Genomic DNA, 11,922 nt, shown 5'->3' with positions numbered 1-11,922 from the left:
TCCCAGTCAGTTGCGCAGAAATCTGGCTTGTTCAGTCTACGTGAGAGACGAGTCCCGCACCGTTTTGGTTCCCGCCGGCTGTTTCGCTGCCTCACGGGCCAGGGCGGCGGCCAAATCACCCCTCTCCTCGACGACGACGGCGTCCAGCGCCAGCCATTGGGCCATCATGGCGAGCTCGGCTGCCAGCTCCGCAGCGGTTCCGGGCGGAGCGTCGGCCTCGGCGTGCGCGGCCCGGACCACGAGCCTGCCCGAGGCCCGGTCCGCTTTCAAGTCCACCCGGGCGCACAGCCGGTCCCCCAGCAAGAACGGCAGGACGTAGTAGCCGTAGGTCCGCTTCGGCGCCGGCGTATAGATTTCGATCCGGTAGCGAAAGCCGAACAGGCGCTCCACCCGCTGGCGTTCGAACACCAACGAGTCGAAGGGGCTCAGCAGCGCCCTGCCGGTGGCCCGGCGCGGCCGGGCTGCCTCGGCGTGCAGGTACACGTCTCCCCTCCAGCCGTCCACCTGCACCGCTTCCAGCTTTCCGGCCGCCTGCAGCGTCCGCACCGCCCCGGCCGCGGCCCGCGCGGGCACCCGGAAGTAGTCGGCGAAGCACTTAATCGTCCCGATGCCGTGAGCCAGCGCTGCGGCCTCGATCAGCCTCAGCATCGCCTGCTCCGGATCGGGCCGGTGCTGTGCGTCGTGCGGGGCGGGCAGCACCCTTTCGGTCAGGGTGTAGAGCCGTTCGAACTGCGGAGTGCGCGCGGCGGCGCTGACCAGCCCCTGTTCGAAGAGGTCCTCCAGCACCCGCTTGACGGCGTTCCAGTTCCAGCCCCAGTCAGTCTTCGGCTGGTGCGCGTCATGGCCGATTCGGGCGGCGACCGCCCGGGCGGTCAGGCCGCGCGAGGAGGCAAGGGTGTCCAGGATCTTCGCGGTCAGGTCCCGGACGAGGTCCGGGTCCATTCCGGTCGCGCCAACCCATCGGCGCCGCTGCCACTGGCGGAGGTCGGCGAAATCCTGCGGCTTGATATAGCTGGCTTCGTGCGCCCAGTACTCCATCATGCGGCGCGGCGGTTTTCCCGCGAACCGGTGGAGGATGTCCACGTCGTAGCCGCCGAGCCTGGAGAAAAACGGCAGGTAATGCGAGCGCACCAGCACGTTCACGGAGTCAATCTGCAGCAGCCGCAGCCGGTCAAAGGTCCGGCCCACCTGCCTTGCCGTGACAAGGCCGGTGGGCCGTTCCTGAACCAGTCCCTGCGCCGCCAGCGCGATGCGGCGGGCCTGGGCCGGAGTGATGCGGGCTGTCATGCCTTCATATTAGGCAGCCGCGGCGGCAGTCAGGCCTTCGCGCCCGCCGACGAGCGGTAGGCCAGCACCTCTTCGCGCGCCTCGGCTTCTTCGGCGCTGCAGTCGGCATCGAGGGTAATCACGCCGTACGTCCAGCCGCGACGGCGGTACACGACGCTGGGAGCGTTCGTCGCCTTGTCGATGAACAGGTAGAAGTCGTGTCCCACCAGTTCCATGTTGTCCACGGCATCGTCGAGGGTCATGGCCGCGGCCGGGAAGACCTTGCGGCGGATCAGCACCGGCGAGTCTCCGGCGGGAACGTCATTGTCAATCTCGTAGCCGGTCCGGTCCTCGGCCTGGTCCTGGGCAGTGGCCGCAGCCAGCGCCTCTTCATGCAGCGGCACGTCGGTGCTGGCCGGTTCCAGCGTGGCGGTAGCCTGGTGGACGGCGGTCGGGGTGTGGCGGCCGTGGTGGACCTTGCGGCGGTCCCGGGCGCGGCGCAGGCGCTCCAAAAGCTTGTTATAGGCAATGTCGAAAGCTGCAAACTTGTCCGCGGCCTTGGCCTCTGCGCGGACCACGCTGCCCCGTCCGAGCACGGTGAGCTCGACGGTCATCGAGCTTTCGGCATTGCGGGCATTGGCCTCTTTGGTGACTTTGGCATCAAGCCTCTGGACCTTGTCGCCCAGCTGCTCGATCTTGGAGATCTTCTCCTCAGCGTACTCGCGGAACCGGTCCGAAACGGACAGGTTGCGGCCGTTGATGTTGAATTCCATGGTGCCCTCCATAATTGCCTAGATGACACAACAGCGACCGAAAGTGAAACTCCTTTCAGCCGCTGAAGACGGGTTGCCTCCCTCGCGGGAGCCCATACCTCACGTTAGATCACTGACACTTTTTATTCACCCTTTACCCACGAATATCTACAACATTTCCCGACGATGCCTTGGGGCACTCCGACGGCCGGTGCACGGGTCGGCGCGTAATCGTTACACCGGGCGCCACACCGCGGCGCTCATGCGGGTCGGGGTCCGGCCTCCCCGCCCGCATATCCGCCGGCGGGCCCGGCCGGAGCCGAGGCGGCTGCCAACACCGCTCCGCCCAGGGGAAGTCCGCCGGCGGCACGCAGCGCCCGGGCCAGCTCACCCATCGTGGCCCCGGTGGTGAGCACATCGTCCACCAGGAGGCAGCACCTCCCGGCGATCAAGCGTGCGTATCCCGGCGGCACGGCCATGCTCCCGGCAACGTTCCGTTGCCGGGCCGACCGGCCCAGCGCCTTCTGCCCGCCCGGGGAACCCGGCCGCCGCAGCCGAGGCACCGGGTCCACCTGGCGGACGGCGGGCAGCAACTGCAGACCGGCCGGCAGCAGGCCTTGCCGCGCCAGGCGGGACAACAGCAGTTGGAGCGGATCGTAGCCGCGGCGCCGGCGGGAGCTGCCGCGCGGGGGAACCGGGACCAGCACCGCTGCGGCGGGCCGGCCGGCCCGTGCCGCGGCCGCGTCCAAGGCTCCGGCCAGCACGACGGCCAGCACCGGCGCCAGCTCGGTCCGGCCGTGGTTCTTGAACGCCAGCACGGCCTGGGACAGTTCCCGCCGGTAGGGTCCCCCGGCGGTCACCGGCAGCGGCCGGCCGGCCTCGTCCAGCGGCAAGGAGTCGGCGTCCTGCTCCACGGCGATCGGGCGCACCGTCGCCCGCCGCAGCCGCTGCCGGCAGGCGGCGCACAGGACGTAATCCGGCGCACCGCAGGCCACGCAGTCGGTCGGCAGCAGCAGCCGCCCGAACTGCCCGGACCAGATCCGCAGGGCCTGGGCTGCCCGGCTGAAATACAGCCTGTCCAGCCCGGCGCCCACGTCCGCCGTCGCCCTCATGAGCGGGTCCCTGCCATGCCTCCAGCATGGCCGCGCCCCAACCCGCCGGGGGTGACACAGCCACCGGATGTGGAGACGGCCCGCGCTGCGGCGGCTGTGGAGGCAGGGCTACCCCGGGAAGGACGGATCGATGACCAGCGGCGAATTGCGTTGCGGGGCCCAGCTGTTGCCCACGCGGATGTAGAGCATCTCGTTGGTCTGGGCGTACACATCCTGGTCGCCGTTGCCGGCGCTGATCTCCACCATCCCCTGCAGGGGCGCGGTCCGCAGCGTGCTGCCGTCCAGGTTCAGCACCTCCGCGGTCACCGCTTCTTCGGGCGAGGCCTGCATGACGACGACGGTGTCTTCGTCGGCCCAGACGCCGGAGTCCACCGGCACCGAGGGGTTCAGCCGCTTGGGCGTGGTGATGCCCCGCGGCCTGCCGTCCTGGTCGCGGACGACGCCGGCAATATAGACCGAGGTGCTCTCGCCTTCGCGGGTGGTGATGAGCGCCCTGGAGCCTTCACGGGAAATCTGCAGCTCGGTCACGGTCCGCTCCGTCAGCCATTGGGCGCTGACCGCGACCGCTTCATCCGGCTTTTCGATGGAAACCGCCGAGACTTTCCCGCCGCCGTCTCCGGCCGCCGTCCAGGCCCAGCCGAAGGGATCGACGCTGGGTCCGGTGAGGTTGCTCCCGGATGCCGCCTCCACCGCGCGGCGGTCACCGCCGATCACGAACATCCGGTCGCGCTCGGCGGTCAGGAAAGCAAAGCGTTCCTGGTCCAGCGACATCGCCGGTTCGCGCGGCCGCAGCCGGTCAACGGACGGCAGGTCCTCCGGCCTGACCGGCCGCGATCCCTCGTAAAACACCAGCTCCTCGTCCAGGACCCCGATCTGCACATCGCCGACCGCGGGGTCCGTCACCGCGGCTTGGAACTGGGGATCGGGCGAATTGCCCAGGTCCACTTCCCGCTGGTCCACCGTCATCTGGACGGTGGAGACAGTATTGAGCCCTCCCAACGTCAGCTCCAGCTGCTGTTGCATCTGCTGCCGGCGCAGGAACGTGGTGCCCGTCAGGACTTCGGCCGACAGGTCCACGCTGGCAGCACCCGATTCAATCGGTACGGCCCGGCGCACCAGCTGCGACCCTTCCGGGAAGGCACTGATCACGGCGCCGGCCAGGTACGGTGCCGGCCCCTCCAGCATGGCGGCCACGATGGCCGCGGAAATGCCCTGCCGGTTGGCGAACCAGCGGACGTCCGGCACGGCATAGGTGTACGTCGGATCGTAGTAGTACAGGTTGAACGGAGAAAACAAGCTGCGGAAGTCCACCGTGGAGACCATGGTTCCGTCCGGAACGCTGGAAATCCGCCATTCACCGTCCACTTGGGTCAGTTCCACCGGCAGCGATTCGGTGGCCCCTTCCTCGGCCTGGGTCCGGACGCCCGCTTCGTTGATCGTGGTATCGACCTCCACCTGCAGAACGAATTCGGTTTCGGACGGCGATCCGACAATCCTCACGACGTTCCGGTACACCAGCGTCCGCTGCACCGGCTGCCATTCGCCGGCCAGGTCCGGAGCCAGGAATTCGCGCGCGATCCGGTAATCGTCCTGCGTGGCCGTGCCCGCCTGGATGAAGCCGGCGACGATCTGCTGCGGGGTGTCCCCCGGCGACGGCCCCGGCGGGTTGAAGGTGTAGCCGGTCCCCCCGGTTTCGCCTGAATCGGCCTGGACCGTGCCCACCGGCCCCGACATCGGGATGGAGGAACAGGAGACCAGCGCCAGCATGGCACAGAGCATGACGACGACGGCGCGCAGCCGGGTGAGGCGGGCAGGGTCAGCTGGGATCCGGAACACCGTTTTCCTCCTGTTGTTCGAGGAGTACGTTCTCGGCCACCAACTGCCCGTGCCACGCCGAGGCACCGGCCGGTGGCAGCGGCAGCGGCGAATGCGTGAGCGTGCCGCCGCTGTGCCGCGGCAGCGTGAGCCGGAAGCAGGCACCGTTACCCGGCTCCCCCCACGCCTGCAGCCAACCGCCGTGGAGGCGGGCATCCTCGGTGGAAATCGACAGCCCCAGGCCGCTGCCGCCGGTGGTCCGCGCCCGGGCCGGGTCGGCGCGCCAGAAGCGGTCAAACACCCTGGAGGCTTCCATGGGGGTCATCCCAATGCCGTAGTCCCGGACCGAGACGGCCACGGCGTCGTCGGTTGCCCCGACCGTGACTTCCACCGGTTTGCCTTCGCCGTGTTCCAGCGCATTGACAATCAGGTTGCGCAGGATGCGCTCGATTCTGCGGCGGTCCATGTCCGCGATGCAGCGCGGCTCGTGGGCGATCAGGCGCAGTTCCGACCCGCTGTTGTCCGCCAACGGCTGGGCGGCGTCGAGCGCGGTGCGGGCGATCTCCACCAAATCGGTCGCCTCCGCGTCCAGCGCGGCAGCACCGGCGTCGAAGCGGGAGATTTCCAGGAGGTCGGCCAGCAGCGCCTGGAAACGCTCTACCTGGTTGTACAGCAGTTCCGTGGAGCGGGCGTTGATCGGATCGAAGTCCCGGCGCGATTCGTACAGCACTTCAGCGGCCATTCGGACCGTGGTCAGCGGCGTCCGCAGTTCGTGCGACACATCGGAGACGAACCGCTGCTGCATTTCGGACAGCGCGGCCAACTGCGTGATTTGCTCCTGCAGGCTGTTTGCCATGTGGTTGAAGGAGGCGCCCAGCCGGGCGAGTTCGTCTTCGCCCCGGACTTCCAGCCGTTCCTGCAGTTGTCCTGCCGCCAGCTTCTCCGACGCGATCGCCGCCTGGCTCACCGGGTGCACCACGGCGCGGGTCAGCAGCCACACGATGCCGCCGACCAGGACCAGCAGCAACCCGCCGCCGATCCAGAGCACCCGGTGGATAAAGTCCAGGGTCTGCTGCACGGAGGAGAGGTCGTAGATCAGGTACAGGGCATAGGAATTGCCCGGTGGCAGCGACACCTTGGTGCCGAATCCGATCGCGGGGACATCGCTGTCGCCCACCGGCAGGGCGAGCGCCTGGCGGTACTGCCCGGTGCCGGTGGCGACTTCCTGGGCCAGCCCTTCCGGAATGATGTTGGCGGTGATGGAGGTGTTCGACTGGCTGAACACGTAGAGGTTCTGGCCGCCCGGCAGCGGCGTCAGCAGGTAGTAGCGCGGCGCTTCGGCGCCGGTGCCTTCCAGCAGTTTCAGCGTGTCCGCCACCATGCTGGAGACGGTCGAACGGTCGCTGGCAGATGAACTCTCGAAGATCGTCTTGACCTGGGAAAGCCCGCGCCGGGACTCGGCCTCCGCCTGGTTCACCCGCTCCTGGTAGAGCCCGGAGGCTATCTGGCTGGAAAGGAAAGCGCCGACGCCCATAAAGGCGAAGGCGGTGAGCAGCACGGCGGCCGTCACCGTGCGGAACTGCAGCGACCGCCGCCATTTCCGGTTCAGGAACTCGCGGGCCCGCTGCGTGGCATGCCAAGCGGCCTCAGCTGCCGCCTTCAGCTTGGCTGTCCACCGGCTGAGAACCGGCTCCACTTACCCTTGGCCGGCCTTGTAACCGACCCCGCGTACCGTGAGCACCACTTCGGGGGCTTCCGGATCGCGTTCGATCTTGGAGCGCAGCCGCTGGACGTGGACGTTGACCAGTCGGGTGTCTGCGGCGTGGCGGTAGCCCCAGACCTGCTCCAGCAGCAATTCGCGGGTGAAGACCTGCCAGGGTTTCCGGGCCAGGGCCACCAGCAAGTCGAATTCCAGCGGGGTGAGCGAGATCTTCTCGTCCCCGCGGTGGACCACATGCCCGGCAACATCGATCACCACGTCGGCGATCCGCAGGGTCTCCGGTGCCCGCTGGTCTCCCGGACGCAGGCGGGCGCGCACCCGGGCCACGAGTTCTGCCGGCTTGAACGGCTTGGGCACATAGTCGTCGGCACCCGATTCCAGGCCCCGGACCACGTCGGAGGTGTCCGACTTGGCTGTCAGCATGACAATGGGAACGTCCGATTCGCCCCGGATCTGGCGGCAGACCTCAATCCCGTCCAGCCCCGGGAGCATCAGGTCGAGCAGCACCAGGTCCGGCTTGCTGCTGCGGAAGACCTCGAGAGCCTGGGCGCCGTCCGCGCAGAACACCGGATCGAATCCGTCGTTGCGCAGCACGATGCCGATCATCTCGGCCAGGGCCTCGTCGTCGTCTACGACCAGAATGCGTGCCTTCATATCTCCCTATTGTTCCCTATTCACCTCATCCCCGGCGTAACGACGCACAGGGCACACCGACAGCGCGCCCACGGCCGGGCCCACGGGAATGATAGGAACTGGCGGACCGAAACTATAGGCTGATGAGAGGCTAACACTTCACCGAAGGCCTCCGGCCGTCGGCGACACGAGACGAGGAAGACGGGACGCGATGAGCCACGGGGCCAATGACGCCGGGCACGACAGCAGGGATCCGCAAGGCCAGGGCCCCGGCGGCCCCGGCTCCAACTCCGCCGCCGGCTCCAACGGCCAGGCGCCGGGCCAGCCGGCGTGGGGACAGCAGCCGGTGTGGGGACAGCCCGCGCCCGGCGCGCCGCAACCCGCGTGGGCGCCGCCGGGCCAGCAGCCTCCGACCGCCCAGTCAGGGTGGGGCCAGCAGCCTCCGCCCGCCCCGCCCGTGTGGAACCCGCAGCCGCAGTGGGGACAGCCCGGGCCCGGCGGGCAGCAGCCGGGAGGCTGGCCCGGGCAGCCTGCCTGGACGGGCCAGCCAGGCGGCGGTTGGCCGGCCCCGGCCGGCCCGGGCCCCTACCGCGGCTACGTTGCTCCGCCGAAACCGGGCGTCATCCCGCTGCGTCCGCTCCGCGTCGGCGAGATCCTCGACGGCGCTTTCCAGGCTGCCCGCAAGAACGCCGCGGCGGTCTTCGGGACGGCGGTGCTGCTCCAAGTAGTGGTCAGCGCGCTGGCCTGGCTGGTCGGCGGACTGATCATCTCCGCCTTCGGCGGCCTGCAGGTCATGGCGAACGAGGAACTCACGGACGAATCCGCGGTGGCCTTCGGCCTGTCCATCATCATCTCTTCCCTGGTGCTGGGCCTGCTGTCCGGGGTGGGGATCCTGGTCCTGCAGGGCATCCTTGCTATTCCCACGGCCCGGGCCGCGGTCAACCAGAAAACCGGCTTTGGCCTGATGTTCGCGCTCGCGAAGGGCCGGATCGGCGCACTGGTCGGCCTGGCCCTGCTCTATCTGGCGCTCACTGCTGCCGCGCTGGTCGCGATCATCGCCGGCTCCTTCTTCCTGGCCGACCAGCTCGGCGTGTCCTCGGCCTGGATCATCGTGCTGATCATCCTCGGGCTGACGGCGGTGTCCGTCTGGATCGGCATCAAGCTGATGCTGGCGCCCGCGGTCATCATCATGGAACGCGCACCGCTCTTCCGGGCGCTCGCCCGGTCGTGGCAGCTGACCGACCGCAGCTGGTGGCGGACCTTCGGCATCATCCTCCTGTGCACCATCATCGTCACGGTGATCACCTCCGTGGTCAGCATGCCGATTTCGTTCATCGTGGGACTCGCCGGTCCCCTGCTCGGCGATCCGACGTCGGCCGAGAGCATGCTGGCGACCATGGGGCCGCTCACGCTGGTATCGATGCTGCTGTCGTCCATCTTCTCGGCCATCGGCTATGCCTTCCAAGCGGCCGTGATCGCCCTGGTCTATATAGACCTGCGGATCCGCCGCGAAGGGTTCGACGTGGTGCTGTTGCGCGAGCATGAAGCCTCCGGCGGCCAGGACACCCGGACCATCCCGGGACTCGGCACCGGCGCCGCGCCCGGCCCCGCGGTTCCCGGGCCATCCGGTCCATGGACCACGTGATCGTGGTCCCCATGGGCGTGGCGCCGGTGGCACCGGGCTTCGCAGCTGTCCCCTTCGACGTCCCGGTGGAACCGGGACCGGAAGAGGCGCGTGAACTGCTGGTCCGTGAACTGGCCAAGGAGGAGTACCAGGATGCCCGCCCCGGAGTCTTGGAATCGGTGCTGCAGGCTATCCTCGACTGGCTGGCGGAGCTGATCGCCCAACTCAATGGCTTCACCCCCAATCTCGGCACGCTGGTCCTGGTCCTGGCTGCCCTGCTGCTGATCGGCGCGGCCGTGTGGCTGGTCAAACCCCGGCGCAACTCCCGCCGCCGCGCGGCGGCAGAGATGTTCGACGGCGCCGTCCCGCTCACAGCCGACGAGCACCGCCGGAACTCGCGGGCGGCCGCGGCCGAAGGCGACTGGGACTCGGCGCTGACCGAGCGGTTCCGCGCGCTGGTGCGATCGATGGAAGAGCGGGTGGTTTTGGACCCCCAGCCGGGCCGCACCGCCGACGAAGCTGCCGCCGGCATCGCCACCGCGTTCAGCACCGAGGCCGGGCGGCTGCGTGATGCCGCCACCCGGTTCGACTCCGTGCGGTACGGCAAGGTGCCGGCAACCCGTGAGGACGTCGACCGGCTGGCAGCCCTGGACGATGCCCTGGCCGTGGCGACGCCGCACCCGGGCGGCAGCAGCCCGGCGCCGCTAACGGTTCCGCGATGAGCCGCGCCGGCGCCGCGGATCAGGCGGTTGCAGCACCCGGCGGCTTCGCCGGAGGCGCCACCGGAACCGGCGGCGCGCCCGGATCCCTGCCGGAGACCATCGGCGACGGCGGCTCGGTGCTGTCCACGCTGCGCAACCGGCTGCGCCGGTGGAGCTTCTGGCTCCTGTTGCTGGTGCTGCTGTGCGGGGTGGTAGCGCTGGAGCTGCTCCGCGGCCCGGCCGCCGACCGCGCCGACCTCTCCCCCGGCAACGCCGCGCCCAACGGGGCCAAGGCCGTGGCCGAAGTGCTCCGTCAGCAGGGCGTGCAGGTGACCGCGACGAATTCGCTGCAGGAAACCCGGGACCAGCTGAAGGCAGGCGACACCGCCTTGCTGGTCCACGACCCGGACGGCTACCTGACCACCGGCCAGCTGGAACCCCTGAAGGAGCAGGCTGCCCGCATCGTGCTGCTCGAGCCCGGCTTCGAGGCGCTGCGGGCACTTGCCCCCGGCGTCCGGGCCGCCGGCGTCGTCCCTGCCGACGGTGGCAACCTCACGGCGGCATGCGGCGTGCCGGGCCCTGCCGCAGCCGGCGAAATCACCCGCGGCGGCTTGTCCTACCGCGGCGGCGGCGAACTGTGCTTCGCCTTCGAGACACCCGCCGAAGACGCGGCCCCCTTCGTGGTGTCCGACGACGGCGGCACCATCGTGCTCGGCGCCGGACACGTGCTCAGCAACGAAGGCGTTGTCCGCGCCGGCAACGCCGCGCTGGCACTGCACACTCTGGGAGCCACCGAGCGGCTGGTGTGGTACCGGGCGGGACTGGAGGACCTTCCGGTGTCCGACGAAGCGGTCAACCCCCTGAACCTGCTGCCCCGCTGGGTGCTCCCGGTGTCCCTGTGGCTCATGGGGGTCGGCGTCGCCGCGATGTTCTGGCGCGGACGCCGGCTCGGACCGCTGGTGTCCGAGCCGTTGCCGGTGGTGGTCCGCTCGGCCGAGACGATCGAGGGCCGTGCCCGGCTTTACCAGAGCGCCAAGGCCGTGAACCACGCCGCCGACAACCTGCGCGCCGCCACCCTGACCCGGCTCGCCGCCCACCTGCGGCTGCCCGCAGGAGCCGCCAGCGCCGACGTCGTCGATGCGGTAGCCCGGGACAGCAGCCGCCCGCGGGCGGACGTGGAGCGCCTCCTGCGCCATGAGGCACCCGGCACCGAAGCCCGGTTGGCGGCCTGGGCACAAGAACTGCAGCAGCTAGAGAAAGAGATAATGCACCGATGAGCGATCAGCCAGGACAGCAGCAGGCATCCCACTACGGCGGGGGCCCGGCCGTCGCCACGCCGCCTGCCGACGACGACCGCCTGCGCCAGACGCTGCACGACGTCCGCAGCGAGGTGGCGAAAGCAGTGGTGGGCCAGGATGCCACCGTCACCGGGATGCTGATCGCCCTGCTGTCGCACGGGCATGTGCTGCTGGAGGGAGTGCCCGGCGTCGCCAAGACGCTGCTGGTCCGCTCGCTCTCCGCCGCACTGAGCCTGGATACCAAGCGGATCCAGTTCACCCCGGACCTGATGCCCGGCGATGTCACCGGCTCCATGATTTACGACACCCACACCGCCGAATTCCGCTTCCGTGAGGGCCCGGTGTTCACGAACATCCTCCTGGCCGACGAAATCAACCGGACGCCGCCGAAGACGCAGGCCTCGCTGCTGGAAGCGATGGAAGAACGCCAGGTGTCGGTCGACGGCATGTCGCGGAAGCTGCCCGAGCCGTTCATCGTGGCGGCCACGCAGAACCCGGTGGAATACGAGGGCACCTACCCGCTGCCGGAAGCCCAGTTGGACCGCTTCCTGCTGAAGCTCACCATGCACCTGCCCGACCGGGACGCGGAAATCGAAATCATCCGCCGCCACAGCCAGGGCTTCGACCCGCGCGACCTGCGCGGCGCCGGGGTGCGGGCCGCCGCCTCCGCCGGGGACCTGGTGCAGGCCCGGGCCGCCGTGGCCCGGGTGGCGATCGCGCCGGAGGTGGTCGGCTACATTGTGGACCTGGTCCGGGCCACGCGCTCGGCGCCTTCGTTCCAGCTGGGCGTTTCGCCTCGCGGCGCCACCGCCCTGCTCAACACCTCCCGCGCGTGGGCGTGGCTGAACGGCCGCGGTTTTGTCACGCCGGACGACGTCAAGGCGATGGCCCTGCCGGCGCTGCGGCACCGGGTGGGCCTGCGGCCGGAGGCCGAAATGGACGGCGTGCAGGCCGACGACGTGCTGCAGAGCATCCTCGCCACTGTGCCGGTCCCCCGCTGA

The 11,922-nt window shown here is 69.5% G+C and carries 10 protein-coding genes; 4 read left to right on the top strand and 6 right to left on the bottom strand.

Features of this window, described 5'->3' with window-relative positions:
* Positions 1–36: 36 nt before the first annotated feature.
* From AC5RUK_RS08335 to mtrA, 6 genes are all read right to left on the bottom strand, one after another.
* Complete coding sequence (locus tag AC5RUK_RS08335) at positions 37–1,287, bottom strand: winged helix-turn-helix domain-containing protein (protein WP_494151867.1); 1,251 nt, start codon at positions 1,285–1,287, stop codon at positions 37–39.
* A gap of 29 nt (positions 1,288–1,316) precedes the next feature.
* Positions 1,317–2,039: a ribosome hibernation-promoting factor, HPF/YfiA family gene (gene hpf / locus AC5RUK_RS08330; RefSeq protein WP_493989150.1), complete on the bottom strand. Its 723-nt coding sequence runs from the start codon at positions 2,037–2,039 to the stop codon at positions 1,317–1,319.
* Positions 2,040–2,278: 239 nt separating this feature from the next.
* Positions 2,279–3,130 carry a ComF family protein gene (locus AC5RUK_RS08325; RefSeq protein ID WP_494151866.1) on the bottom strand — a complete coding sequence of 284 codons (852 nt, stop codon included), beginning with the start codon at positions 3,128–3,130 and terminating at the stop codon, positions 2,279–2,281.
* Between the two features lie 108 nt (positions 3,131–3,238).
* A complete protein-coding gene (locus tag AC5RUK_RS08320) occupies positions 3,239–4,966 on the bottom strand; it encodes an LpqB family beta-propeller domain-containing protein (RefSeq protein WP_494151865.1) in 1,728 nt (575 codons plus the stop codon).
* Complete coding sequence (gene mtrB / locus AC5RUK_RS08315; RefSeq protein WP_494151864.1) at positions 4,947–6,641, bottom strand: MtrAB system histidine kinase MtrB; 1,695 nt, start codon at positions 6,639–6,641, stop codon at positions 4,947–4,949. Before mtrB ends, AC5RUK_RS08320 begins: the two co-directional genes overlap by 20 nt.
* Positions 6,642–7,319, bottom strand: coding sequence for an MtrAB system response regulator MtrA (gene mtrA, locus AC5RUK_RS08310; RefSeq protein ID WP_493989146.1), 678 nt, complete (start codon positions 7,317–7,319; stop codon positions 6,642–6,644).
* A gap of 190 nt (positions 7,320–7,509) precedes the next feature.
* On the opposite strand from mtrA, the gene AC5RUK_RS08305 reads away from it, so the two are divergent.
* Genes AC5RUK_RS08305 through AC5RUK_RS08290 form a run of 4 tightly spaced genes read left to right on the top strand, consistent with a single transcriptional unit; the run spans position 7,510 to position 11,922 of the window.
* Positions 7,510–8,943 carry a glycerophosphoryl diester phosphodiesterase membrane domain-containing protein gene (locus AC5RUK_RS08305; protein ID WP_494151863.1) on the top strand — a complete coding sequence of 478 codons (1,434 nt, stop codon included), beginning with the start codon at positions 7,510–7,512 and terminating at the stop codon, positions 8,941–8,943.
* Entirely contained in the window at positions 8,931–9,644 is a 714-nt protein-coding gene (locus AC5RUK_RS08300) for a DUF4129 domain-containing protein (RefSeq protein WP_494151862.1), read from the top strand. The genes AC5RUK_RS08305 and AC5RUK_RS08300 overlap by 13 nt, the downstream gene beginning before the upstream one ends.
* Positions 9,641–10,900: a DUF4350 domain-containing protein gene (locus AC5RUK_RS08295; RefSeq protein WP_494151861.1), complete on the top strand. Its 1,260-nt coding sequence runs from the start codon at positions 9,641–9,643 to the stop codon at positions 10,898–10,900. Before AC5RUK_RS08300 ends, AC5RUK_RS08295 begins: the two co-directional genes overlap by 4 nt.
* Positions 10,897–11,922 (top strand): AAA family ATPase, encoded by a 1,026-nt coding sequence (locus AC5RUK_RS08290; RefSeq protein ID WP_494107811.1) that lies wholly within the window; start codon positions 10,897–10,899, stop codon positions 11,920–11,922. The genes AC5RUK_RS08295 and AC5RUK_RS08290 overlap by 4 nt, the downstream gene beginning before the upstream one ends.

The sequence above is a fragment of the Arthrobacter sp. Y3223065 genome (assembly GCF_059090885.1).
The sequence above is the reverse complement of the archived record's forward strand: the minus strand, read 5'-3'. Positions and strand labels throughout refer to the sequence as shown.